Genomic DNA, 24,204 nt, shown 5'->3' on the forward strand with positions numbered 1-24,204 from the left:
TTCGCCATGACAATAACTCCACAACAACTGATCGCGCTGCTACCGCTGCTGATCGTCGGATTGACGGTGGTGGTTGTGATGCTCTCCATTGCGTGGCGACGCAATCACTTCCTGAATGCCACGCTGTCGGTCATCGGCCTGAACGCCGCGTTAGTCTCTCTCTGGTTTGTTGGCCAGGGTGGGGCGATGGACGTCACCCCGCTGATGCGCGTTGACGGTTACGCCATGCTGTATACCGGTCTGGTGCTGCTGGCGAGCCTGGCAACCTGTACCTTTGCGTACCCGTGGCTCGAAGGCTACAACGACAACAAAGAAGAGTTTTACCTGCTGGTTCTGATTGCCGCGCTGGGCGGCATTCTGCTGGCGAATGCGAACCACCTGGCCGCGCTGTTCCTCGGTATTGAGCTGATCTCTCTGCCGCTGTTCGGCCTGATTGGTTACGCCTTCCGTCAGAAGCGCTCCCTGGAAGCAAGCATCAAGTACACCATTCTGTCTGCTGCTGCGTCCTCGTTCCTGCTGTTTGGTATTGCGCTGCTGTACGCACAGTCCGGTAACCTCTCCTTTATGGCGCTCGGCAAGAGCCTCGGTGACGGCATGCTGCATGAGCCGCTGCTGCTGGCAGGTCTGGGCATGATGATTGTTGGCCTCGGCTTCAAACTCTCTCTGGTGCCGTTCCACCTGTGGACGCCAGACGTATACCAGGGCGCCCCGGCTCCGGTGTCGACCTTCCTGGCGACGGCGAGCAAGATCGCTATCTTCGGTGTGGTCATGCGTCTGTTCCTGTACGCGCCTGTGGGTGACAGCGAAGCGGTTCGCGTGGTGCTGGGCATTATCGCGTTCGTCTCCATCATCTTCGGTAACCTGATGGCGCTGAGCCAGACCAACATCAAGCGTCTGCTGGGCTACTCGTCTATCTCTCATCTGGGCTACCTGATGGTGGCGCTGATAGCGCTGCAGAGCGGCGAGATGTCGATGGAAACCGTAGGCGTGTATCTGGCCGGTTACCTGTTCAGCAGTCTCGGCGCCTTCGGCGTGGTGAGCCTGATGTCCAGCCCGTACCGTGGCCCGGATGCCGATTCACTGTTCTCCTACCGTGGTCTGTTCTGGCACCGTCCGATCCTGTCCGCGGTAATGACCGTGATGATGCTCTCTCTGGCAGGTATCCCGATGACGCTTGGCTTCATCGGTAAGTTCTACGTGCTGGCTGTGGGTGTGCAGGCGCACCTGTGGTGGCTGACCGCGGGCGTGGTTATCGGCTCCGCGATTGGTCTCTACTACTACCTGCGCGTGGCCGTGAGCCTGTACCTGAGCGCGCCTCAGCAGCTCAACCGTGATGCCCCAACCAACTGGCAGTACAGCGCCGGTGGTATCGTCGTGCTTATCTCCGCACTGCTGGTGCTGATCTTCGGTATCTATCCGCAGCCGCTGATTGATATCGTGCAGCGAGCGATGCCGCTGATGTAAAAACAAAAAACCCGCCTCGGCGGGTTTTTTTATGGTTTTCTCCCTCTCCCAGTAGGAGAGGGCCGGGGTGAGGGCACCAGCCCGCACCATGCTTAAGCCAGCTGCTTGCGGCTAATCAACGGCCCGTCAATCTTCTTCATCGAGCGGTCCAGCACTTCCTCAATCACCGACGACAGCTCGTTCAGCTCAAACTTCGCGACGTACCCGTCGGCCTTCACCTTGCGAATATGGTCTTCGTTGGCGTTGCCGGAAAGGGAAGAGTGGATCACTACCGGAATGTCCTTCAATACCGGGTCGGTTTTGATTTTGCGCGTGAGCGTAAAACCGTCCATCTCAGGCATTTCGAGGTCGGTCAGCACCAGAGCGATCTTATCGGTGATGGGAACTCCTTCAGCCTGCGCCTGTGCGGCCAGCACGCCAATTTTCTCCCACGCGTCTTTGCCGGTGATATGCAGCTGCGCGGGGATCTCCATCGCCTGTAGACCTTTCTCCAGCATCGAGCGCGCCACCTTGGAATCTTCTGCAACGATAGCGACAGCGCCTGGCTTGATATGGAATTTGGTGGTCTTTAGATTCGTGGCGTGCAGATCGTGATTGGCCGGGGTGATGTCATACAGGATCTGCTCAACGTCCAGCACCATCGCCAGATCGTTGGTATCGGTCTTCTCGTCAAGACACGCAATGCTGGTGATGTAGCGACCGCTGACGGCGGTTTCCGCCGCATGCACCTGCTTCCAGTCCAGACGCATGATGTTCTCAACCGATTCCACGGCAAACGCCTGCACGCTGCGCGCATATTCGGTGATCAGCAGGATGTTCAGCCCGGTAGTGGGCTTACAGCCCGCCACGGCGGCCAGGTCAATCACCGGGATCACCTGATCGCGAATATTCACCATTCCCATCAGCGGCGATTTCATCCCGGCGGGTTTCGTGAACTCCGGCATCGGCACAATTTCACGCAGCTTAAAGACGTTAATGCCAAACAGCTCAGATTTATTTTCGTTCAGAGAGGTGCCAAGACGGAACAGCAACAGTTCAAAACGGTTCGACAGGGTCAGATTCGCCCTGTCATCAATATCTTTCTGGAAATTATCCATTCTACCCTCGAGAGAAATGCTGACCTTTTAATCGTTATCGGCATCCTGAAGGAAAAATGAAGGACTAAACGCTAACCTGAGCGAAATCTTCGGCCAGCTCACATTCCGGGAACAGCGCGCGGCACTCTGCCAGCAGCTTTTCGCAGCCCCGCGCGTCGTAGCGCGAGCTGACATGAGTGACGATGAGCCGCCCGACGCCCGCGTCACGGGCAAGCTGTGCCGCCTGTCGCGTGGAGCTATGGCCCCGGCCGTTGGCCTTCTCTTCCATCGCCGTTTCAAGCGTCGCTTCATGCACCATCACGTCCACGCCCTGAGCCAGCGTGAGCGCTGCCGGGCATGGGGCCGTATCGCCAAAAATCGCCAGCTTTTTGCCGGGCTGCGGTGCGGCGAGATAATCCTGGCCGTTAATGACGCGTCCGTCCTCCAGCGTGACGGTCTCTCCGTGCTTAAGACGCTGGAACAGCGGCCCGGGTTTTACGCCGTCGGCCATCAGCGCGGCGGCATCCAGCGCGCCGGGTTTATCACGCGCATCAATACGGTAGCCATAGCACTCCACAGGATGATTGAGCGGTTGAGCAGTAACCCGATAATCCTCGTCATCGAATACCAGCCCTTCGGCAATCTCAACGACCTCCAGCGGATAATCGGTCCATGACCCGCTCAGGCGTAGCGTAGTTTCAACAAATTCACGAATACCCGCTGGCCCGTAAATCGTCAGCGGGTTGGCGTTACCGGCCATCGAGCGGCTGCACAGAAGGCCGGGAAGGCCAAACAGGTGGTCGCCATGCAGATGGGTGATAAAAATTTTATCCAGCTTGCCGGGGTGGTAAGCGGTGTGTAACAGCTGATGCTGCGTCCCTTCACCACAGTCAAACAGCCACAGCCCGCCGCGGGTGGGATGCTTAAGATCCAGCAGGATCGCCGTCACGTTTCGTGAGCGGGTTGGCACGCCAGCGGACGTACCCAGAAAAATCAGTTCCATAACGCAATCAGACCTTTGCCGAACGGGGAGGGGTTTAGTATAACGTGATGAACCCCAGGAAGGAGACTGACATGATCCAGTGGCAAGATTTACATCATAGCGAACTCACCGTTCATTCACTTTATGCCCTGCTGAAGCTGCGCTGTGAAGTGTTTGTTGTAGAACAGACCTGCCCGTATCAGGACATCGACGGCGATGACCTCGTTGGTGAGAACCGCCATATCCTCGGCTGGCGGGATAACGAGCTGGTGGCGTATGCGAGGATTCTGAAAAGCGAAGACGATTTTGAGCCTGTCGTCATTGGCCGCGTCATCATCAGCGGCAAGGCGCGCGGTGAAAAGCTGGGCTATCAGCTGATGGAAAAAACGCTGGAGGCGTGCCGGAAACAGTGGCCGGACAAGGCGTTATACCTGGGCGCGCAGGCGCACCTGCAGTCCTTCTACGGCCATTTTGGTTTTACGCCGGTAACGGAGGTATACGATGAAGATGGTATTCCGCATATCGGCATGGCGCGGGAAACGAAGCAGGCGTAATGGCGAGTCGTTGGCTATAGTTAGCGGACTGGTGTACTAACATGGAGAAAAATATGTCATTTCAATCCTGGGATACCCGTATCGACGACGACCTGGCCTTGCTGAGCGAAACGCTGGAAGAGGTGTTACGTTCCTCTGGCGACCCTGCCGATCAGAAATATATTGAGCTAAAAGCCCGCGCCGAGCAGGCGCTGCATGAAGTGAAAAACCGCGTCAGCCATGCGTCTGATACCTACTACTACCGTGCCAAAAAAGCGGTGTATCGTGCCGATGATTACGTTCATGAAAAACCGTGGCAGGGTATTGGGGTGGGTGCTGCCGTGGGGCTGGTGCTGGGGCTGCTGTTAGCCCGTCGTTAAGCCGCTTAACCACTCCCTATACGTGGGTACTGCTATTTATGGCCAGTACCCCGTATAATATGACGTTTTAACAGGGAGAGGTTCGCGTGAATTCGATTTTCCTCGCGCTGGAGCAACTGCGTACCCAGCTTTCGCAAGCGTTACCCGCAGCACCCGGCATACGTCATTTCGACGTCTCTTTCCCGTTAAACGACGCCTTCGATCCCCTCGCCTGGCTGGGCGAGCAGCAGTGTTATCCGCAGTTTTACTGGCAGCAGCGTAACGGTGATGAAGAGCTGGCCGCGCTGGGGGCGGTCACCCAATTTTCCTCTCTGGCATTAGCCTCGCAGTTTTTGCGCGCGCAAAACGCGGCAGGTGATACCCGCATCTGCGGCCTGAACGCCTTTAATCCCGAACAGGGCAGCCTCTTTTTACCGCGACTGCTCTGGCGACGCACCGCCGGCACCGCTACGCTGCGTCTGCAGCTGTGGAGCAACCGCTCGCTTCAGGAGGATGCCCGCGTCGCGCAGGATTTTTTACAGCAGCTCCGTCCTGCGAGATCTATCCGTCCGCTCTCCGTGCAGGTTGAGCACGAAACCCATCAGCCGCAGCAGGCCGAATGGCTGAGACTGATCCGCAGGGCGACGGAGACCATCGCGCGCGGTGATTTTGAAAAAGTGGTGCTCGCCCGGGCAACCGATCTGCAGTTCACGCAGCGCGTTAACCCTGTCGCGCTGATGGCCGCCAGCCGCGCCCTCAATTTACATTGCTATCATTTCTGCATGGTATTCGACGCCAGCAACGCTTTTCTCGGCTCGACCCCCGAGCGTCTCTGGCGGCGGCGCGGCAAGCTGCTGCGCACGGAAGCGCTCGCGGGAACCGTCGCCAGCCATACCGATGATAGCCAGGCGCAGCGTCTCGGCGAGTGGCTGCTTAACGATGATAAAAACCAGCGCGAAAATATGCTGGTGGTGGAAGATATCTGCCAGCGTCTTCAGCACTCTACGCAGACGCTTGAGGTACTGCCCCCCCAGGTGGTACGCCTGCGTAAAGTGCAGCATTTGCGCCGCTGTATCTGGACCGAGCTGAAACAGGCCGACGACGAGCAGTGTCTGCTCATGTTGCAGCCGACCGCGGCCGTTGCCGGATTACCCCGACAGCCCGCGCGCGAGTTTATCCAGAAGGTTGAACCCTTTAACCGCGAGTGGTACGCCGGTTCGGCCGGGTATTTATCCCCCGAACAGAGTGAGTTCTGCGTGGCGCTGCGCTCCGCGCGCGTTCAGGAGGACTCCCTGCGGCTCTACGCCGGTGCCGGTATTGTCAGCGGATCTGACCCGGAGCAGGAGTGGCAGGAGATCGAAAACAAAGCCGCCGGATTGCGCTCTCTGCTCCTAAGGGATTAATACAGATTCGCGCAATCCCGATTCATATCAAAATTCCAATTTTTTCTATTATTTATACTGTGTCGCATTCTTGATACCGGACAATCTCATGTCAGTAAGTTCTTTTAACCGACGCTGGGCGGCGGTGATCCTTGAAGCCCTGACGCGCCATGGCGTCAGGCACGTGTGTATTGCACCGGGTTCTCGCTCAACGCCGCTGACGCTGGCGGCCGCTGAAAACCGGGCGTTGATTCACCACACCCACTTTGATGAACGCGGTCTCGGGCATCTTGCGCTGGGTCTGGCGAAAGTCAGCAAAGAACCTGTGGCGGTGATCGTCACCTCCGGTACCGCCGTGGCGAACCTCTATCCGGCCCTGATTGAAGCCGGGTTAACCGGTGAAAAGCTGATCTTACTGACGGCCGATCGTCCCCCTGAGCTTATCGACTGCGGTGCCAATCAGGCCATTCGCCAGCCGGGGCTCTTTTCTTCGCATCCTTCGCAGACGATTTCGTTACCGCGTCCCACCCAGGATATTCCGGCAAGCTGGCTGGTCTCCACCGTCGATCACGCCATGGAGACGTTGCGCAGCGGGGCGTTGCATATCAACTGCCCGTTTGCCGAGCCGCTGTACGGCGAGCTGGACGACACGGGTCTTGACTGGCAGCAGTCCCTCGGCGACTGGTGGCAGAGTGAAAAACCGTGGCTGCGCGAGCAGATGCATCTTGAGAGCGCGAAACAGCGCGACTGGTTCTTCTGGCGGCAGAAGCGCGGCGTGGTGATTGCCGGGCGCATGAGCGCCGCTGAAGGCAAACTGGTTGCCGAATGGGCGCAAACCCTTGGCTGGCCGCTGATTGGCGACGTGCTTTCGCAGACCGGTCAGCCGCTGCCGTGCGCCGATCTCTGGCTGGGTAACGCGAAAGCGGTCACCGAGCTTGCGCAGGCGCAGATTGTGGTCCAGCTTGGATCGAGTTTAACCGGCAAACGGTTACTGCAGTGGCAGGCCACCTGCACGCCGGAAGAGTACTGGCTGGTGGATTCGCTGGAAGGACGGCTTGACCCGGCGCACCACCGCGGCCGTCGTCTGGTCAGCAGCATCGACGCCTGGCTGGCGCTTCATCCGGCTGAAAAACGCAAGCCCTGGGCGGTGGCTATACCGGACCTTTCGCGCCAGGCGTGGGAACTGACCAAAGCGCATTGTAAAGCGTTTAGCGAAGCCGGGCTGGCGCACCGCATTCGTCAGTACCTGCCTGAACAGGGGCAGCTGTTTGTCGGCAACAGCCTGGTCGTGCGGCTGATTGACGCTTTCTCGAAGCTGCCCGCGGGTTACCCGGTGTACAGCAACCGCGGCGCCAGCGGAATCGACGGGCTGATCTCGACGGCGGCGGGCGTGCAGCGCGCCAGCGCGAAATCGACGCTGGCGATCGTGGGCGATCTCTCCGCGCTCTACGATCTCAACGCGCTGGCGCTGCTGCGTCAGGCGTCAGCCCCGTTTGTGCTGATTGTGGTCAACAACAACGGCGGGCAGATTTTCTCCCTGTTGCCAACGCCCCAGAGCGAGCGCGAGCGCTTCTATCTGATGCCGCAGAACGTGCAGTTCGAACACGCCGCGGCGATGTTTAGCCTGAAATACCATCGCCCGGAAAGCTGGGAACAGCTGGAGGCGGCGTTAAGCAGCGCCTGGAAACAGCCGGGCGCGACGCTGATTGAGCTGGTGGTGAACGAGGCTGACGGTGCGCAGGCCCTGCAAAGCCTGCTGGCGCAGGTGAGCCAGCAGTGAACCTCTCGGGCGTGCAGCAGGCCGGTAAGACAGGCTATCCCTGGCTGGTCTTTTTGCACGGTTTTTCTGGAGATTGCCGCGAGTGGCAGAGGGTCGGTGAAGGGCTCGACGATTATCCCCGGCTCTATCTGGATCTGCCGGGTCACGGTGGTTCCTCGAATCTGGGCGTGGCGGGGTTTGACGAGATGAGCACGTTGCTCACCCGAACTCTTCTTAGTTACAACATACTTAAATTCTGGCTCATCGGGTACTCCCTCGGCGGCCGCATTGCGATGTCCCATGCCTGCCAGCAGCCGAAGGGGCTGCTCGGGGTGATTGTTGAAGGTGGGCATCCGGGCCTGCAGGATGCCGAGGCGCGAAGTGCGCGGCTGGCGTCCGACCGCCGCTGGGCAACGCGTTTTCGCACCGAACCGCTGGAGAAGGTGTTCGCTGACTGGTACCAACAGCCCGTTTTCGCCTCCCTCACGAACGCCCAGCGCGAGGCGCTGATTACCCTGCGCAGCCAGAACAACGGCGCGACGCTGGCGATGATGCTCGAGGCGACCTCGCTGGCCGTGCAGCCCGATTTGCGTGCCGCGCTTAGCGCACGCGATTTCTCTTTTGACTATCTCTATGGCGAACGGGATGAGAAGTTCGCGGCCCTTGCCGCGGAAGTGAACGCCGTTCGCCATGCCATTCCCAACGCCGGACACAATGCCCACCGGGAAAACCCCGATGCGGTTATCGCGCGTCTGGCTCAGATAATGCGTTATCGAATAAAGGACACTCTATGATCTACCCTGATGAAAACATGCTTTACGCCCCGGTTGAATGGCAGGACTGCTCCGAAGGCTACACCGACATTCGTTACCACAAATCCACCGACGGCATTGCCAAAATCACCATCAACCGCCCGCAGGTGCGTAACGCCTTCCGTCCGTTGACCGTGAAAGAGATGATTCAGGCCCTGGCGGATGCGCGCTATGACGACAACATCGGCGTGATTGTCCTGACCGGCGAAGGCGATAAAGCGTTCTGCTCCGGCGGCGATCAGAAAGTGCGCGGCGACTACGGCGGATACCAGGACGATGCGGGTACCCACCACCTGAACGTCCTCGATTTCCAGCGCCAGATCCGCACCTGTCCAAAACCGGTGGTGGCGATGGTGGCGGGCTACTCCATCGGCGGTGGTCACGTGCTGCACATGATGTGCGATCTGACCATTGCCGCCGAGAACGCCATCTTCGGCCAGACCGGCCCGAAAGTGGGCTCCTTCGACGGCGGCTGGGGTGCCTCCTATATGGCGCGCATCGTCGGGCAGAAAAAAGCCCGCGAAATTTGGTTCCTTTGCCGTCAGTACAACGCCCAGGAAGCGCTGGATATGGGCCTGGTGAATACCGTGGTGCCGCTTGCCGATCTCGAAAAAGAGACCGTGCGCTGGTGCCGTGAAATGCTGCAAAACAGCCCAATGGCGCTGCGCTGCCTGAAAGCGGCACTCAATGCCGACTGTGACGGTCAGGCGGGTCTGCAGGAGCTGGCGGGTAACGCCACCATGCTGTTCTACATGACCGAAGAGGGTCAGGAAGGGCGCAACGCGTTTAACGAAAAACGCCAGCCGGACTTCAGCAAATACAAACGGAATCCGTAATGCGTCGCGCGCAGGTTTACCGCTGGCAGATACCGATGGACGCGGGCGTGGTGCTGCGTGAACGGCGGTTAAAAACCCGTGATGGCTTCTTCGTGCATCTGCAGCAGGACGAGCGGGAAGGCTGGGGCGAGATTTCACCGCTGCCGGGCTTTAGCCTGGAGTCGCTGGATGACGCGCAGTCAGCATTGCTGGCGTGGGCAGACGCGTGGCGTGAGGGCGCGGCTCCGGCGCTGCCGGACGTGCCTTCCGCGGCTTTTGGTATCAGCTGCGCGCTGGCGGAGCTGGACGACAGCCTGCCGGAAGAGGCTAACTACCGCGCGGCACCGCTCTGTACGGGCGATCCTGACGAGCTGTTCGCGCTGCTCTCCGCCATGCCGGGCGAGAAAGTGGCGAAAATTAAAGTCGGTCTCTACGAAGCGGTGCGCGACGGCATGGTCGCTAACCTGCTGCTGGAGGCGATCCCCGACCTTCATCTGCGTCTGGATGCTAACCGCGCCTGGACGCCGCTTAAGGCGCAGCAGTTTGCAAAGTACGTCAACCCGGCGTACCGCAGCCGCATTGCTTTCCTGGAAGAGCCATGCAAAACCCGCGATGACTCGCGCGCGTTTGCCCGCGAAACGGGGATTGCCATCGCCTGGGATGAAAGCCTGCGTGAGGACGATTTTGAATTTATCGCCGAGCCCGGCGTCAGCGCGGTGGTGATTAAGCCGACGCTGACCGGCAGCCTGGCGAAGGTGCGCGAGCAGGTCGCGGCGGCGCACGCCTCGGGGCTGACGGCGGTCATCAGCTCGTCGATTGAGTCCAGCCTTGGGCTGACCCAGCTGGCGCGCATTGCCGCCTGGCTAACGCCGGATACGATCCCCGGCCTCGACACGCTGAACCTGATGCAGGCCCAGCTTATCCGCACGTGGCCGGACAGCGCGCTGCCGTGCCTCGACGTCACGGCGCTGGAGCCGTTGTTATGAGTTTTACCGACTGGCCGTGGCGGCACTGGCGCGCGCAGTTTGCTGATAAACCGGCCCTGAGGCTGAACGACGAGGTGCTCAGCTGGCAACAGCTGTGCGTGCGCATCGACCGCCTTGCGGCAGGCTTTCACCGGCAGGGCGTGGAGGAGGGCAACGGCGTTCTGCTGCTGGCCCATAACCACCCGCAAACCCTGCTTGCGTGGCTGGCCCTGCTCCAGTGCGGGGCGCGTATTCTTCCCGTTAATCCGCAGCTGCCTCGCCCGCTGCTGGACGTGTTGCTCCCGCAGATGACGCTGCGCTTTGCGCTGGTGCTGGACGGTACCTTTGACGGTATTCCTGGTCTGAGCATGCGCGAGCATGCGGGGGAATATCGCGTTGCGTGGCAGCCGGCGCGGCTGGCGTCGATGACGCTAACCTCCGGCTCCACCGGGCTGCCGAAAGCGGCGGTGCATACCTGCGACGCCCATCTCGCCAGCGCGCGCGGCGTGCTGGCGCTGATGCCCTACGGCGAAGACGACGACTGGCTGCTTTCGCTGCCGCTGTTTCACGTTTCCGGTCAGGGGATTTTATGGCGCTGGCTGCAGGCCGGCGCGCGGTTAACCGTGCGCGAGAAACAGCCGCTGGCGCAGGCTTTGCGCGACTGTACCCACGCCTCGCTGGTGCCGACCCAGCTCTGGCGTCTGCTTAATACCCGTCAGCCTGTCACACTGAAAGCGGTGCTGCTGGGCGGTGCCGCCATCCCTGTGGAGTTGACGCAGCAGGCGCGCGAGCAGGGAATTCGCACCTTCTGCGGCTACGGCCTGACCGAGTTTGCCTCTACCGTCTGCGCAAAAGCGGCGGACGGCGAGCCGGACGTAGGCTATGCGCTGCCGGGCAGAGAGGTGCAGGTAGTTAACGGTGAGGTCTGGATCCGGGCAGAGAGTATGGCCTCAGGCTACTGGCGGGACGGCGAATTGGTTCCGCTGACCAACGCGCAGGGATGGTTCGCCACCCGCGATCGCGGTGAATGGCATGACGGCCGCCTGACGATCCTCGGCCGCATGGACAACCTCTTTTTTAGCGGCGGAGAAGGGATCCAGCCGGAGAGCCTTGAGCGTGTTATCGCCCGCCATCCGCAGATTAACCAGGTGTTTATCGTCCCGCTGGACGACGCCGAGTTTGGACAGCGTCCGGTGGCGGTGGTGGAGTGCGAGCCGGGAACGGATATCAGCTGTTTACCTGACTGGGTCAGGGATAAGGTGGCGCGTTTTGAGCAACCCGTCCGCTGGCTGCTGTTGCCGACCGAACTCAAAAATGGCGGGATTAAAGTCTCGCGCCGCGCGTTGCAGCAGTGGGTGAACGCCTCGCTGAAGGGATAATAGCCGTTTCAAATAATTACAATCTACTGACCTGCCGCACGCAGAGTGCTTGATCCCCGGGAGACTCCGGTTAAAATCTCGCGGTTTTGGGACTTCTTTATAATAATTGTGCGGGATCACGACAATGAAAAAAGTGGCATTAGTGGGCTTCGGCCTGATGGTTGTATCTGCGGCGGCTAACGCCATCAGCATTAACGGCTCGGCGGGTCAGGATTATACCCACCTGGGCTTTGGCATGGGTACCGAGACTTCCGGTCTGGCGATGACCGGCGGCTGGACGCATAACGATGACGACGGCGACGCGGCGAGCCTCGGCCTGGGTCTGAACGTTCCTCTTGGCCCGTTCCTGGCCACCGTCGGCGGTAAAGGTATCTATACCAACCCAAATGACGGTGACGAAGGGTACGCGGCGGCAGTGGGCGGCGGCCTGCAGTGGAAAATTGGCGACAGCTTCGGCCTGTTTGGTGAGTACTACTATTCGCCGGACTCCCTCTCAAGCGGTATCGAAAGCTATGAAGAGGCCAACGCCGGTGCGCGCTGGACCATCATGCGTCCGATTACCATCGAAGCGGGCTATCGCTATCTGAACCTGGCCGGCAAAGACGGCAACCGCGACAACGCGCTGGCCGACGGCCCGTACGTGGGCGTCAGCGCAGGCTTCTAATCACTCCGGCGCGGCGTTCTGTCGCGCCAGTTTCTCTCTTCTCCACCCCGCGTTTGCGCTATAGTGTTTTGACCAAATAAGCGGGAGAACATAATGATTAACGTGGAGATGTTATCCACCGGCGACGAAGTGCTGCATGGACAAATTATTGATACCAATGCTGCCTGGCTTGCCGATCTTTTCTTTGAGCAAGGATTACCGTTAACGCGCCGCAATACGGTGGGCGACAATCTTGAGTCGCTGGTCGCTATTCTGCGCGAGCGCAGCGAACAGTGCGACGTGCTGATTGTGAATGGCGGACTCGGCCCCACCGGTGACGATCTCAGCGCGCTGGCCGCCGCGACCGCAAAAGGCGAAGGGCTGGTGCTGCACGAGGCGTGGCTTTCGCAGATGGAGCGCTTTTTCTCCGAACGTGGCCGCGTCATGGCCCCCAGCAACCGCAAACAGGCTGAAATTCCCGCCAGCGCCGAGCTGGTCGATAACCCGGTGGGTACCGCGTGCGGGTTTGCCATGCAGCTGAACCGCTGCCTGATGTTCTTTACGCCGGGCGTGCCCTCAGAATTTAAAGTGATGGTCGAGCAGCAAATCCTGCCGCGCCTTCGCGATCGTTTTACCCTACCTGAACCGCCGCTGTGCCTGCGTCTGACCACCTTTGGCCGCTCGGAAAGCGATCTGGCCCAGAGCCTTGACCCTCTCCCGCTGCCGCCGGGCGTCTCCATGGGCTACCGCTCCTCCATGCCGATCATTGAACTCAAGCTGACAGGTCCGGCCGAACAGAAAGAGGCGATGCTGGCCCTGTGGCCCGAGGTGCAGCGCGTGGCGGGCGAAAGCCTGATCTTTGAAGGGACGGAAGGGCTGCCCGCGCAGATTGCGACGCATCTGCAGTCGCGTCAGCTGAGCGTGACCTTAAGCGAACAGTTCACCGGTGGCCTGCTGGCGCTGCAGCTGTCGCGCGTCAACGCGCCGCTGCTGGCCAGCGAAGTGGTGCCGTTCCAGCAGGAGACCCTGGCGCAAACCGCCCGCTGGGCTTCCGAGAGAAGGGTGAAGCATTTTGCCGGTCTGGCGCTGTTCGTCGGGGGGCTGGACGAGGAACACCTTAACTTCGCGCTGGCGACGCCGGAAGGCACCTGGGCCCTGCGGGTAAAAATGAGCATCACCCGCCACAGCCTGGCGGTGCGTCAGGAGGTTTGCGCCATGATGGCGCTGAACATGCTGCGCCGCTGGCTGAATGGCAAAGAGGTTGCCAGCGAGCACGGCTGGATTAACGTTGTCGAGTCGCTGTTCATTGAGTAAAACCTGTGCCGGGGCGTTTCGCCCCGGCACTGTTTAGCCCAGCGCCTTCGCCAGCAGGGAGATTGGATGCTCGCAGCGCTTGCTGGTGGACATCTCAATCTGCCACTTGCAGGTTTCGCAGTCCGTCACCACGATATCCGCGCCGCTCTCCTCAATCTGACGGAACAGCGGGGCGCCGATCGCCTGCGACGTTTCATAGTTTTCACGCTTAAAGCCGTAGGTTCCCGCAATCCCGCAGCAGCGCGAGTCCAGCACCGTCAGCTCCAGCCCCGGGATTAACCGCAGCAGCTCCAGCGTATAGAGCGACCAGCCCATCTTCTCCATATGACACGGCGTGTGGTACACCACTTTCAGCGGCAATTTCCCCAGCGGCAACGTCTGCCCGCTGTCCAGCTTGCGCCACAGGAAGCGTGTTGCCAGCTCGATGTGCTCTCGCAGGCCGGTGTTATCTACGTCCAGCAGATGCGGATACTCATCGCGCAGGGTGAAGGTACAGGTGGACGAGGTCGCCAGCACCGGTATGCCTTTGTCGACGATGGCTTCACGCAGGGAGGTGACATTGCTTCGAGCCTGACTGCGCGCTTTATCGGTAAACCCGTTAGCAATCAGCGGCACGCCGCAGCACTTCTCTTTGTTCAGTAGCTGAACGCCCGTTCCCATGGCGTTCAGCACCTTCAGCAGGTCTTTACCCAACTGCGGGTGGTTGTAGTTCACATAGCAGCCGTGGAAGAAGGCCACCTGATCGGCGTACTGCGCCTGCTCCGCCGCAACGGATTTGTACCAGCGGCGGAAGGTACCGTGAGAATATTTCGGCAGGCTGCGGTGATGGTCTATCTTCAGCGTGGCATCCAGCAGCTGGCGCACCGGTTTGAGAGAGGTCGCGGCATTCACCAGCGGGGCAAACGGCGTCGAGACGCTGCCCATCAGATCGGTGTGGCTCAGAATAGCGTCACGCAGCGTCGGCTTTTGCGTGCTGTAGCGCGCCCGGGCGCGCTGGATGATATCGCCGATTTTCACATCCGACGGGCAGGCGACTTCGCAGCGTTTGCAGTTAATGCAGTATTTCAGCGCCTCGTCGTACAGCTTGCCGTCCTTCAGACGCAGACGCTCGCCGTCCGGTCCGGCCTGCTTTGGCCCGGGATAGCGTGGGTTCACGCCGCTCACCGGGCAGACGGTGGTACACAGCGTGCATTTAATGCAGCTTTCAAAACGGGTGTCGTTCATTGTTCAGCCTCCGTGCGCTGGCTAATCTGCTCTGCCACATACAGCGCCGTGACGGCGCAGACTCCGCCACCGCATCCCTGGGCAATGGGATCGTACCCGCCCAGCAGCGAGCCGATGGCAAAGAGATGACTGGCGGGCTTCCCGGAAAGTTGCGGATGCAGCTGGCTATCGACAATCACGCCGAACTGCTGCCAGGGCTGCGGCGAGAAGAAATCGCTCTGATACCAGTCCGCGCGGGAGGCTCGCTGACGAACATCCAGCCCCATGATGGCTTCCCGGATGCCCTCCCGGCTGCTCAGCAGCCCGTTGCTGAAGAAGCTGCCGCTTGCCAGCACCGTATAGCGGGCACGAAGCGGAATATCGTCGTGGTTGCGCGTCCAGATTTCGCTCACCGCGCCGTCGGTCAGGGTGATTTTTTTCACCTCATCGCCCGCCATCCACACGCCGCCCTGCGCGACAAACTGGCGCTGGAGCTGGGTATGCAGGCGAATGCCGGGTACGGAAGGGGGAAGGGTTGGCAGCAGGCCGAGCGTGCAGGGCAGACGATCCGAGAGCCAGCGCCAGAGCCGGTTGTCGCGTAAACCGAAGCAGGCGGGCATCAGCAGGGCATCACAGCTATCGCTGAGCGGTCTGAGCGCGTCATACAGCAGCGGCCATTTGTCCTCGTTATCCAGAAAACGGGCGATATTCACCGCGCGAAACTCGCTCGGGTTGTCGCGCAGGACATCAAGCTCAGGCAGCTCTATCTCTGCCGTTTCGGCATTGACGCCCTGGCGACAGAGCGACGCGGCCGCGAGATGGGGCTGAAAATCCAGAAAGCCGCTAATGCCCACGACCCGGACGCGTGCGGCATTGAAGGGAGCAACGGGCACTTCTTCCGGGCTGAGCCAAGCAGAGCGCAGGGTGCCGAGCGGCGTGACGCGCTGGTGATTGAGCCGGGCGCTTCCCTTCAGACGCGCGCCGCAGTCCGCCAGCAGCGCTTCGGTTTCCAGCGCAAAGCGGTCAATATGCTGGGCGCCAATCAGGTGATACGGGTGCTCCGGCGGCAGCTTATCGCGGTACGCATCGTCCACCAGATCCAGCGAGCCCGACGAGAAGTGCAGGGCGCTCTGGCCCCGGGTGATAATGGCGCAGCGAAGACCCTGCTTCGAGAGCTTGATGCCGCAGAGCAGGCCTGCCAGCCCGCCGCCGACGATTACGGTATCAAATTTCATCGCGTTGCTCCTTCTCAAGACCGCAAAGCCCCTGGTAGACCCAGCGGGTAAATTCGCTTTCGCGCAGGGCATCGCCCCAGGCGACAGGCTGAATGCCTTTCCAGCGCTCGTTTAAAAACGCGCTGAGCTGATCGAGCGACTGGGTGGCGGTGGTGGTATGAAAACGCTGCAGCAGCCCGGCGGCACGACAGGCGCACAGCTCGCCCTGACAGGTACCCATTCCCACGCGGGTGCGGCGACGAAGATCGAGCAGGCTTGTGACCGTCAGGCTCTCCACCGCGTACTGCACCTCACCGGCGGTGACGGCTTCGCACTCGCATACCAGGCTGCGGCTCAGGCGTCCTTCACCGAGCCACTGCGGCGTTCTGTCGCCGTGGCGGTAAATCGCGGACCCGCGCAGCGGCGCGGGCAGGGAGATAATTTTTTGCAGCGTTTTTTCGGTGGACTGCCGCGAGCCGGGCAGCGGCTGGTCTGCCGTCACGCATGTTTCGATATTCCCCAGCTTGCGGCAGACGGCATCGGTCGCCCACTCGGCCATCAGGCGGTAGGTCATCAGCTTGCCGCCGGTGATGGTGATAAACCCGTCCATGCCGTCGCGCTCGGCGTGATCGAGCAGCACGATGCCCCGGCTGACGTTACGTCCGCTCGGGTCGTTGTCGCTGGCAATCAGCGGACGCACGCCCGCGTAGGCGCGCAGAATACGCGTCTGCGCCATCACCGGGGCCAGTTTTTCCCCTTCGCGCAGCAGGACGTCGACCTCTTCGGCGGTCACGCGGTTGTAGTCAATCTCGCTGTAGTCGATGTGGGTTGAGGTGGTACCGATTAACGAAATGGTGTCGCCCGGCACCAGGATATCGGCATCGGACGGCTTGCGGCAGCGGTTAATCACGTGGTTATTGATGCGGTGGTCGAGGATCAGCAGCGAGCCTTTCGCCGGGAACATGCGCACCGACAGGTCCGCGTATTCCGCGATGCGCTGCCCCCAGATCCCCGCCGCGTTGACCACCACGGCGGCATACAGCTCGCTGTGTTCATTATATTGCGCATTAAAAAGCCGCACGCCGCAGATGCGGTGACCTTCGCGGATAAGGCCGGTCACTTCGTGCCCGGTCAGGATGCGCGCGCCATGCTCGCGGGCGTCCAGCATGTTGGCGGCGGTCAGGCGGAAGGGGTCGACGGTGCCGTCAGGCACTTTCACCGCGCCGATAAGCGCCGGGTTAACCGACGGTTCCAGCCGCCGCGCCAGCGCCGGGTCCATTGCCTCAGCCTGAATGCCCGCCGCAGTGCAGGCGGTAATAAAGGTGTCCTGAAAGGCGAGATCATCTTCGGGAAGAGTAATAAAGAGGCCGTTGGTTGGCTCAATGCAGTGGCGGGCGATACGCTTGAGGATCTGGTTTTCAGCAATACATTCGCGCGCGGATTCACCGTCGGTAACCGCATACCGCGCGCCGCTGTGCAGCAGGCCGTGGTTACGCCCGGTTGCGCCCGTGGCGATATCGTGGCGCTCCAGCAGCGTAACGCTTAAGCCGCGAAGGGCGCAGTCGCGTGCGATCCCGGCGCCAGTTGCGCCACCGCCAATGATTATCACATCGCTGTAGCGAGGATCGTGAATGGTCATTGTTTACCCTCTATGTTCGTTTTTTTATCATTTAGCCATATCAATAGTGTGGTTTGTTTGATTTCGAACATAAACGCGCGAAATTCGAAAATGGAACGTGATTTCATGCGCTTTTTTGCGCATTCTGTCATATTTCTGTAACAATCTGTGCGTTGATTCACAGTAACAATCACCGTGATTTCTTAACATCCCCGCCTCTGGAATTCAGGTGCGAGCCACCTGCCCATTCAATTCAAGGCCACGGAGGCTGTTATGCTCAGTATCTTCAAACCTGCGCCGCACAGGGCGCGTCTGCCAGAGGCAGAAATTGATCCGCTATACCGCCGTCTGCGCTGGCAAATTTTCCTGGGTATCTTCTTCGGGTACGCGGCGTACTACCTTGTGCGTAAAAACTTCGCGCTCGCCATGCCGTATCTGGTGGAGCAGGGCTTCTCCCGCGGCGATCTGGGGTTCGCGCTGTCGGGGATCTCAATCGCCTACGGTTTTTCCAAATTCATCATGGGTTCCGTGTCGGATCGCTCGAATCCGCGCGTGTTCCTGCCCGCCGGCCTGATCCTGGCGGCCGCGGTCATGCTGTTCATGGGCTTTGTGCCGTGGGCGACGTCCAGTATTGCGATTATGTTCGTGCTGCTGTTCCTCTGCGGCTGGTTCCAGGGGATGGGGTGGCCGCCGTGCGGACGTACCATGGTGCACTGGTGGTCGCAGAAAGAGCGCGGCGGCATCGTGTCGGTGTGGAACTGCGCGCATAACGTGGGCGGCGGTATTCCGCCGCTGCTGTTCCTGCTGGGGATGGCCTGGTTCAACGACTGGCACGCGGCGCTCTATATGCCTGCCTTTGGCGCCATTCTGGTGGCGATTATTGCCTTCGCCCTGATGCGCGATACGCCGCAGTCCTGCGGCCTGCCGCCGATTGAAGAGTACAAAAACGATTATCCGGATGATTACAGCAAGGAGCACGAAGAAGAGCTGACCGCCAAACAGATCTTCATGAAGTACGTGCTGCCGAACAAGCTGCTGTGGTACATCGCGGTGGCAAACGTGTTCGTTTACCTGCTGCGCTACGGCATCCTCGACTGGTCGCCAACCTACCTGAAAGAGGTTAAGCACTTCGCGCTGGATAAGTCTTCCTGGGCCTATTTCCTGTATGAATATGCCGGGATCCCGGGCACGCTGCTTTGCGGCTGGATGTCGGACAAAGTGTTTAAAGGCAACCGCGGGGCGACGGGCGTGTTCTTTATGACCCTGGTCACCATCGCGACCGTCGTTTACTGGCTCAACCCGCCGGGCAACCCATCAGTAGACATGGCCTGCATGATCGTTATCGGCTTCCTGATTTATGGTCCGGTAATGCTGATCGGCCTGCACGCGCTGGAGCTGGCGCCGAAAAAAGCGGCGGGCACGGCGGCAGGCTTTACCGGCCTGTTCGGCTACCTCGGCGGTTCGGTCGCGGCGAGCGCCATTGTGGGCTACACCGTAGACTTCTTCGGCTGGGACGGCGGCTTTATGGTGATGATCGGCGGCAGCGTGCTGGCGGTACTGCTGCTCATTGTGGTCATGATCGGTGAGAAACGTCACCACGCGGAAGTGCTGGCGCGTCGTCAATAAGGAGCATTGCGATGAAATTATTTTACGTAACAACCGGCCTGCTGCTGGCGGGCCTGATGACAGGCTCCGCGCTGGCGGCGGATAAAATCGTTATCGCCCACCGCGGCGCCAGCGGCTATCTGCCGGAGCATACGCTCCCGGCGAAAGCGATGGCCTATGCCCAGGGCGCGGATTATCTGGAGCAGGATCTGGTGATGACCAAGGACGACCAGCTGGTCGTCCTGCATGACCACTACCTGGACCGCGTGACGGACGTGGCGGAGCGTTTCCCGGACCGCGCGCGAAAAGATGGCCGCTACTATGCCATTGATTTCACCCTGGCGGAGATCCGTTCCTTGAAGTTTACCGAAGGCTTCGAGATCGAAAACGGCAAGAAGGTGCAGGTCTATCCGGGACGTTTCCCGATGGGAAAATCTGACTTCCGGATTCATACCTTCCAGGAAGAGATTGAGTTTGTTCAGGGGCTGAACCACTCAACCGGTAAAAATATCGGCATCTACCCGGAGATCAAAGCGCCGTGGTTCCACCATCAGGAAGGCAAAGACATTGCCGCGAAGACGCTGGAGGTGCTGAAACAGTACGGCTACACCAGCAAGAAGGACAAAGTCTACCTGCAGTGTTTTGACGCCGCCGAGCTGAAGCGCATCAAAACCGAGCTGGAGCCGAAGATGGGGATGAACCTCAATCTGGTGCAGCTGATTGCCTATACCGACTGGAATGAAACCCAGGAGAAGCAGCCGGACGGCAAGTGGGTGAACTATAACTACGACTGGATGTTTAAGCCGGGCGCGATGAAGCAGATTGCGCAGTACGCCGACGGCATCGGGCCGGATTACCACATGCTGGTGGCGGAAGGCTCAGCGCCGGGCCACGTGAAGCTGACGGCGATGGTGAAAGAGGCGCACGCCAGCAGGATGCAGGTACATCCGTATACCGTGCGTGCAGACCAGCTGCCGCCGTATGCCACGGACGTGAATCAGCTTTATGAGGTATTGTATAACCAGGCGGGCGTGGACGGACTGTTTACGGATTTCCCGGATAAAGCGGTCGAATTCATTCACCGGAAGTAGGTTTGGCAGGTCGGGTAAGGCGAAGCCGCCACCCGACAATCTGGCTCTGCGGCCTGATGCCCTCACCCTAACCCTCTCCCACCGGGAGAGGGGATAAGGACAACATCACATCTCGATCTCTATATCGCCTTTTGCCCGGCAGCAGCAGGGCAAAATTTCCCCTTCGTTGATAAAGGCCAGCGGCTCGGTCAGCCAGTCCACCTGGCCGGCGACCAGGCGGCAGCGGCAGGAGCCGCAGTAGCCGGAACGACACTGGTACTCTACTTCTACCTGATGCGCCTCAAGCGCCACCAGCAGAGAAGGGTGCTCCTCCCGACACAGCACCTCAGTGCCGGAAAGACTTAACGTGACGCGTGACATCAGAGCTGGAAGTTGCTCAGGTCGTCGGTGTTGACTTCAGAATCAATCTGACCGACCAGATAAGAGCTGACTTCCACTTCCTGCGGCGCAACCTGCACGTTATCGGACACCAGCCAGGTGTTGATCCACGGAATCGGGTTAGAGCGCGTCTGGAATGGCAGGTCAAGACCGACGGCCTGCATGCGGATGTTGGTGATGTACTCAACGTACTGGCACAGGATGTCTTTATTCAGGCCAATCATGGAGCCGTCACGGAACAGGTAGTCGGCCCACTCTTTCTCCTGCTGAGCCGCCAGCACGAACAGGTCGTAGCACTCCTGCTTGCACTCTTCGGCGATTTCCGCCATCTCCGGATCGTCCGTACCGCTGCGCAGCAGGTTCAGCATGTGCTGGGTACCAGTCAGGTGCAGGGCTTCATCGCGGGCGATCAGACGGATGATTTTGGCGTTGCCTTCCATCAGCTTGCGCTCGGCAAAGGCGAAGGAGCAGGCGAAGCTCACGTAGAAGCGGATCGCTTCCAGCGCGTTGACGCTCATCAGGCACAGGTAAAGCTGTTTTTTCAGCGCGCGCAGGTTCACAGTGATGGTTTTACCGTTCACGTTGTGCGTACCTTCGCCCAGCAGATGCCAGTAGCTGGTCATCTCGATCAGCTCGTCGTAGTAATGGGCAATGCCTTCCGCGCGCTTCTGGATCTGCTCGTTGGTGACGATATCGTCAAACACCACCGCCGGATCGTTCACGATGTTGCGGATGATGTGGGTGTAAGAGCGGGAGTGGATAGTCTCGGAGAACGCCCAGGTTTCCACCCAGGTTTCCAGCTCCGGAATGGAGATCAGCGGCAGCAGCGCCACGTTCGGGCTACGGCCCTGGATGGAGTCCAGCAGCGTCTGGTACTTCAGGTTGCTGATGAAGATATGTTTTTCGTGATCCGGCAGAGACTGGTAGTCAATACGGTCGCGGGAGACGTCCACTTCTTCCGGACGCCAGAAGAAGGAGAGTTGCTTTTCAATCAGCTTTTCGAAGATGTCATATTTTTGCTGATCGTAGCGTGCCACGTTGACCGGCTGGCCGAAGAACATCGGCTCTTTGAGCTGGTCGTTTTTCGTCTGTGAAAAGGTGGTATATGCCATTGCGGTGAGTCCTGTTGAGATTTTATTGCCCGGCGGCACTGCGTTTGCCGGGCCTACAAAACCGTAGGCCGGGTAAGCGTAGCGCCACCCGGCGAAGTGCTTAGATCTTACATGCGCCGCTTTCGCAGCCATCGTCCTGAATTGACGGAACCAGGTCGTCCTGCGCGTCTTCCGCACCATCACGGGTGTTGTGATAGTACAGCGTTTTCACGCCAAATTTGTAGGCGGTGAGCAGGTCTTTCAGCAATTGCTGCATCGGTACCTTGCCGGACGGGAAGCGCGTCGGGTCATAGTTGGTATTGGCAGAGATCGACTGGTCGATAAACTTCTGCATGATACCCACCAGCTGCAGGTAGCCGTCGTTGTTTGGCATTTCCCACAGCAGCTCGTAGTTGTTGCCCAGCGTTTCGTAGTCCGGTACCACCTGACGCAGCACGCCGTCTTTCGACGCTTTGATGCTGACGTGGCCGCGCGGCGGTTCAATACCGTTGGTGGCGTTAGAGATCTGCGAAGAGGTCTCGGACGGCATCAGGGCAGAGAGCGTAGAGTTACGCAAGCCGTGGGTCTTGATGGACTCGCGCAGGCCTTCCCAGTCGAGATGCAGCGGCTCGCTGACGATCGCATCCAGGTCTTTCTTGTAGGTGTCGATTGGCAGAATGCCTTTCGCGTAGGTGGTTTCGTTGAACCACGGGCACGCGCCTTGCTCTTTCGCCAGCTCATTAGAGGCTTTCATCAGGTAGTACTGAATCGCTTCGAACGTCTGGTGCGTCAGGTTGTTAGCGCTGCCGTCGGAGTAACGCTTGCCGTTTTTCGCCAGCCAGTAGGCGAAGTTGATCACGCCGATACCCAGGGTACGGCGGCCCATTGCACCGCGTTTAGCGGCCGGGATCGGGTAATCCTGGTAGTCCAGCAGGGCGTCGAGCGCGCGAACCGCCAGCACGGCCAGCTCTTCCAGCTCGTCCAGGCTCTTAATCGCGCCCAGGTTGAACGCGGACAGTGTACACAGCGCGATTTCGCCGTTTTCGTCGTTCACGTCTTCCAGCGGTTTGGTCGGCAGGGCGATCTCCAGGCACAGGTTAGACTGGCGCACTGGCGCAACTACTGGATCAAACGGGCTGTGGGTGTTGCAGTGGTCCACGTTCTGGATGTAAATACGGCCGGTAGAGGCGCGTTCCTGCATCATCAGAGAGAACAGGTCTACCGCCTTCACGCGCTGCTTGCGGATGCTGTCGTCTTTTTCGTATTTGGTGTACAGACGTTCGAACTCGTCCTGATCGGCAAAGAACGCGTCGTACAGGCCCGGAACGTCGGACGGGCTGAACAGCGTAATGTCTTCGCCTTTCAGCAGACGGGTGTACATCAGCTTGTTGATCTGCACGCCGTAGTCCATGTGACGCACGCGGTTGCCTTCCACGCCGCGGTTGTTTTTCAGGACCAGCAGGCTTTCCACTTCCAGGTGCCACATCGGGTAGAACAGGGTCGCAGCACCGCCGCGCACGCCGCCCTGAGAGCAGGATTTTACGGCCGTCTGGAAGTGTTTATAGAACGGGATACAGCCGGTGTGGAACGCTTCACCGCCGCGAATCGGGCTGCCCAGCGCACGGATGCGACCGGCGTTGATGCCGATACCGGCACGCTGGGAGACGTATTTCACGATGGCGCTGGAGGTGGCGTTGATGGAATCCAGGCTGTCACCACACTCGATCAGTACGCAGGAGCTGAACTGACGGGTTGGAGTACGCACGCCAGACATGATTGGCGTCGGCAGAGAAATCTTGAACGTGGATACCGCATCGTAGAAACGCTTCACGTATTCCAGACGGGTGTCACGCGGGTAGTTAGAGAACAGGCAGGCGGCCACCAGAATATAGAGGAACTGGGCGCTTTCGTAGATCTCACCGGTTACACGGTTCTGAACCAGGTATTTGCCTTCGAGCTGCTTCACCGCCGCGTAGGAGAAGTTCATGTCGCGCCAGTGATCGATAAACCCGTTCATCTGCTCGAACTCTTCTTCCGTATAGTCTTCCAGCAGATGCGTGTCGTATTTGCCCAGCTCAACCATTTTCACCACGTGATCGTAAAGCTTCGGCGGCTCAAACTGACCGTAGGCTTTTTTACGCAGGTGGAAAATCGCCAGACGTGCAGCGAGGTACTGATAATCCGGTGCTTCGCGGGAGATGAGGTCTGCCGCTGCTTTAATGATCGTTTCGTGGATATCAGACGTTTTGATGCCGTCGTAGAACTGAATGTGAGAACGCAGTTCAACCTGGGAGATAGATACGTTGTTCAGTCCTTCTGCTGCCCAGTCGAGAACTCGATGGATTTTGTCCAGATTGATACGCTCGGTAGTACCGTCGCGCTTTGTCACCAGCAGACTCTGATTCATGTGGGTTTTACCTGTCCGTGAAATAAAAAATATCCCCCGTTTATCCACAGATCCGTCTTGTGACTAACTCTGTGGATAAATACTACATGTAGGGGGTTTGCGATAAGAAAAACG

Annotated in this window: 21 protein-coding genes; 13 read left to right on the forward strand and 8 right to left on the reverse strand. The window is 59.5% G+C overall.

All coding sequences use genetic code 11. The features are described 5' to 3' along the window. Nucleotides 1-6: 6 nt before the first annotated feature. Nucleotides 7-1,464 (forward strand): NADH-quinone oxidoreductase subunit NuoN, encoded by a 1,458-nt coding sequence (nuoN, locus tag ACMWLG_RS03550; RefSeq protein WP_023312531.1) that lies wholly within the window; start codon nucleotides 7-9, stop codon nucleotides 1,462-1,464. A gap of 92 nt (nucleotides 1,465-1,556) precedes the next feature. Here nuoN and ACMWLG_RS03555 read toward each other — a convergent pair whose 3' ends face one another. Continuing rightward, the gene (locus tag ACMWLG_RS03555) at nucleotides 1,557-2,561 is read right to left on the reverse strand and encodes a chemotaxis protein (RefSeq protein ID WP_023312530.1); all 1,005 of its coding nucleotides are present in this window, start codon (nucleotides 2,559-2,561) and stop codon (nucleotides 1,557-1,559) included. 64 nt (nucleotides 2,562-2,625) lie between these two features. Further along, nucleotides 2,626-3,543, reverse strand: coding sequence for a ribonuclease BN (gene rbn / locus ACMWLG_RS03560; RefSeq protein WP_045619308.1), 918 nt, complete (start codon nucleotides 3,541-3,543; stop codon nucleotides 2,626-2,628). Nucleotides 3,544-3,614: 71 nt separating this feature from the next. Between rbn and ACMWLG_RS03565 the strand changes: the two genes are divergently transcribed. From ACMWLG_RS03565 to ACMWLG_RS03610, 10 genes are all read left to right on the forward strand, one after another. Continuing rightward, nucleotides 3,615-4,076, forward strand: coding sequence for a GNAT family N-acetyltransferase (locus ACMWLG_RS03565; RefSeq protein ID WP_045354297.1), 462 nt, complete (start codon nucleotides 3,615-3,617; stop codon nucleotides 4,074-4,076). A 53-nt stretch (nucleotides 4,077-4,129) separates the two neighbouring features. Further along, nucleotides 4,130-4,435: a stress response protein ElaB gene (gene elaB, locus ACMWLG_RS03570; protein ID WP_008500219.1), complete on the forward strand. Its 306-nt coding sequence runs from the start codon at nucleotides 4,130-4,132 to the stop codon at nucleotides 4,433-4,435. A gap of 86 nt (nucleotides 4,436-4,521) precedes the next feature. Continuing rightward, entirely contained in the window at nucleotides 4,522-5,817 is a 1,296-nt protein-coding gene (gene menF / locus ACMWLG_RS03575) for an isochorismate synthase MenF (RefSeq protein ID WP_045402723.1), read from the forward strand. An 88-nt stretch (nucleotides 5,818-5,905) separates the two neighbouring features. Continuing rightward, complete coding sequence (gene menD, locus ACMWLG_RS03580; RefSeq protein WP_045402725.1) at nucleotides 5,906-7,576, forward strand: 2-succinyl-5-enolpyruvyl-6-hydroxy-3-cyclohexene-1-carboxylic-acid synthase; 1,671 nt, start codon at nucleotides 5,906-5,908, stop codon at nucleotides 7,574-7,576. Then, nucleotides 7,573-8,349 carry a 2-succinyl-6-hydroxy-2,4-cyclohexadiene-1-carboxylate synthase gene (gene menH / locus ACMWLG_RS03585; protein ID WP_045402727.1) on the forward strand — a complete coding sequence of 259 codons (777 nt, stop codon included), beginning with the start codon at nucleotides 7,573-7,575 and terminating at the stop codon, nucleotides 8,347-8,349. The genes menD and menH overlap by 4 nt, the downstream gene beginning before the upstream one ends. Then, nucleotides 8,346-9,203, forward strand: a complete 858-nt coding sequence (gene menB / locus ACMWLG_RS03590; protein ID WP_045402731.1) for a 1,4-dihydroxy-2-naphthoyl-CoA synthase — start codon at nucleotides 8,346-8,348, stop codon at nucleotides 9,201-9,203. Before menH ends, menB begins: the two co-directional genes overlap by 4 nt. After that, complete coding sequence (gene menC, locus ACMWLG_RS03595; RefSeq protein WP_045402734.1) at nucleotides 9,203-10,168, forward strand: o-succinylbenzoate synthase; 966 nt, start codon at nucleotides 9,203-9,205, stop codon at nucleotides 10,166-10,168. The genes menB and menC overlap by 1 nt, the downstream gene beginning before the upstream one ends. Then, nucleotides 10,165-11,526 (forward strand): o-succinylbenzoate--CoA ligase, encoded by a 1,362-nt coding sequence (menE, locus tag ACMWLG_RS03600; protein ID WP_045402737.1) that lies wholly within the window; start codon nucleotides 10,165-10,167, stop codon nucleotides 11,524-11,526. Before menC ends, menE begins: the two co-directional genes overlap by 4 nt. A 124-nt stretch (nucleotides 11,527-11,650) precedes the next feature. Then, nucleotides 11,651-12,190: a YfaZ family outer membrane protein gene (locus ACMWLG_RS03605; protein WP_029740927.1), complete on the forward strand. Its 540-nt coding sequence runs from the start codon at nucleotides 11,651-11,653 to the stop codon at nucleotides 12,188-12,190. A gap of 93 nt (nucleotides 12,191-12,283) precedes the next feature. Continuing rightward, entirely contained in the window at nucleotides 12,284-13,483 is a 1,200-nt protein-coding gene (locus ACMWLG_RS03610; RefSeq protein WP_045402741.1) for a nicotinamide mononucleotide deamidase-related protein YfaY, read from the forward strand. A 33-nt stretch (nucleotides 13,484-13,516) separates the two neighbouring features. Here the strand turns inward: ACMWLG_RS03610 and glpC are convergent, their stop codons facing one another. From glpC to glpA, 3 genes are read right to left on the reverse strand one after another with little or no spacing between them, the layout of a single operon-like run. Then, nucleotides 13,517-14,707, reverse strand: coding sequence for an anaerobic glycerol-3-phosphate dehydrogenase subunit GlpC (gene glpC, locus ACMWLG_RS03615; RefSeq protein ID WP_045402744.1), 1,191 nt, complete (start codon nucleotides 14,705-14,707; stop codon nucleotides 13,517-13,519). Continuing rightward, complete coding sequence (glpB, locus tag ACMWLG_RS03620) at nucleotides 14,704-15,921, reverse strand: glycerol-3-phosphate dehydrogenase subunit GlpB (RefSeq protein ID WP_045402746.1); 1,218 nt, start codon at nucleotides 15,919-15,921, stop codon at nucleotides 14,704-14,706. The genes glpC and glpB overlap by 4 nt, the downstream gene beginning before the upstream one ends. Next, nucleotides 15,911-17,539, reverse strand: coding sequence for an anaerobic glycerol-3-phosphate dehydrogenase subunit A (glpA, locus tag ACMWLG_RS03625; protein WP_045402749.1), 1,629 nt, complete (start codon nucleotides 17,537-17,539; stop codon nucleotides 15,911-15,913). Before glpA ends, glpB begins: the two co-directional genes overlap by 11 nt. Before the next feature lie 252 nt (nucleotides 17,540-17,791). On the opposite strand from glpA, the gene glpT reads away from it, so the two are divergent. Together glpT and glpQ are read left to right on the forward strand one after the other, a co-directional pair. Continuing rightward, entirely contained in the window at nucleotides 17,792-19,144 is a 1,353-nt protein-coding gene (glpT, locus tag ACMWLG_RS03630; protein ID WP_045354273.1) for a glycerol-3-phosphate transporter, read from the forward strand. An 11-nt stretch (nucleotides 19,145-19,155) separates the two neighbouring features. Then, nucleotides 19,156-20,214: a glycerophosphodiester phosphodiesterase gene (glpQ, locus tag ACMWLG_RS03635; protein ID WP_045402751.1), complete on the forward strand. Its 1,059-nt coding sequence runs from the start codon at nucleotides 19,156-19,158 to the stop codon at nucleotides 20,212-20,214. Between the two features lie 105 nt (nucleotides 20,215-20,319). On the opposite strand, the gene yfaE is transcribed toward glpQ, so the two are convergent. The 3 genes from yfaE to nrdA form a co-directional block, all read right to left on the reverse strand. Next, a complete protein-coding gene (gene yfaE, locus ACMWLG_RS03640) occupies nucleotides 20,320-20,574 on the reverse strand; it encodes a class I ribonucleotide reductase maintenance protein YfaE (protein ID WP_008500234.1) in 255 nt (84 codons plus the stop codon). Beyond that, a complete protein-coding gene (nrdB, locus tag ACMWLG_RS03645) occupies nucleotides 20,574-21,704 on the reverse strand; it encodes a class Ia ribonucleoside-diphosphate reductase subunit beta (RefSeq protein WP_023312514.1) in 1,131 nt (376 codons plus the stop codon). The genes yfaE and nrdB overlap by 1 nt, the downstream gene beginning before the upstream one ends. A 100-nt stretch (nucleotides 21,705-21,804) precedes the next feature. Continuing rightward, nucleotides 21,805-24,090: a class 1a ribonucleoside-diphosphate reductase subunit alpha gene (gene nrdA, locus ACMWLG_RS03650; RefSeq protein WP_045402753.1), complete on the reverse strand. Its 2,286-nt coding sequence runs from the start codon at nucleotides 24,088-24,090 to the stop codon at nucleotides 21,805-21,807. Nucleotides 24,091-24,204: the final 114 nt, after the last annotated feature.

It is taken from the genome of Enterobacter sp. 01-M-02-SI-ECC, assembly GCF_047530595.1.
Taxonomy (GTDB): Bacteria; Pseudomonadota; Gammaproteobacteria; order Enterobacterales; family Enterobacteriaceae; genus Enterobacter; species Enterobacter cloacae_M.

Coding starts and splice junctions, on each gene's coding strand:
- nuoN (WP_023312531.1), top strand. CDS start 7: ATGACAATAACTCCACAACAACTGATCGCGCTGCTACCGCTGCTGATC.
- ACMWLG_RS03555 (WP_023312530.1), bottom strand. CDS start 2,561: ATGGATAATTTCCAGAAAGATATTGATGACAGGGCGAATCTGACCCTG.
- rbn (WP_045619308.1), bottom strand. CDS start 3,543: ATGGAACTGATTTTTCTGGGTACGTCCGCTGGCGTGCCAACCCGCTCA.
- ACMWLG_RS03565 (WP_045354297.1), top strand. CDS start 3,615: ATGATCCAGTGGCAAGATTTACATCATAGCGAACTCACCGTTCATTCA.
- elaB (WP_008500219.1), top strand. CDS start 4,130: ATGTCATTTCAATCCTGGGATACCCGTATCGACGACGACCTGGCCTTG.
- menD (WP_045402725.1), top strand. CDS start 5,906: ATGTCAGTAAGTTCTTTTAACCGACGCTGGGCGGCGGTGATCCTTGAA.
- menB (WP_045402731.1), top strand. CDS start 8,346: ATGATCTACCCTGATGAAAACATGCTTTACGCCCCGGTTGAATGGCAG.
- menC (WP_045402734.1), top strand. CDS start 9,203: ATGCGTCGCGCGCAGGTTTACCGCTGGCAGATACCGATGGACGCGGGC.
- menE (WP_045402737.1), top strand. CDS start 10,165: ATGAGTTTTACCGACTGGCCGTGGCGGCACTGGCGCGCGCAGTTTGCT.
- ACMWLG_RS03605 (WP_029740927.1), top strand. CDS start 11,651: ATGAAAAAAGTGGCATTAGTGGGCTTCGGCCTGATGGTTGTATCTGCG.
- ACMWLG_RS03610 (WP_045402741.1), top strand. CDS start 12,284: ATGATTAACGTGGAGATGTTATCCACCGGCGACGAAGTGCTGCATGGA.
- glpC (WP_045402744.1), bottom strand. CDS start 14,707: ATGAACGACACCCGTTTTGAAAGCTGCATTAAATGCACGCTGTGTACC.
- glpB (WP_045402746.1), bottom strand. CDS start 15,921: ATGAAATTTGATACCGTAATCGTCGGCGGCGGGCTGGCAGGCCTGCTC.
- glpA (WP_045402749.1), bottom strand. CDS start 17,539: ATGACCATTCACGATCCTCGCTACAGCGATGTGATAATCATTGGCGGT.
- glpT (WP_045354273.1), top strand. CDS start 17,792: ATGCTCAGTATCTTCAAACCTGCGCCGCACAGGGCGCGTCTGCCAGAG.
- glpQ (WP_045402751.1), top strand. CDS start 19,156: ATGAAATTATTTTACGTAACAACCGGCCTGCTGCTGGCGGGCCTGATG.
- yfaE (WP_008500234.1), bottom strand. CDS start 20,574: ATGTCACGCGTCACGTTAAGTCTTTCCGGCACTGAGGTGCTGTGTCGG.
- nrdB (WP_023312514.1), bottom strand. CDS start 21,704: ATGGCATATACCACCTTTTCACAGACGAAAAACGACCAGCTCAAAGAG.
- nrdA (WP_045402753.1), bottom strand. CDS start 24,090: ATGAATCAGAGTCTGCTGGTGACAAAGCGCGACGGTACTACCGAGCGT.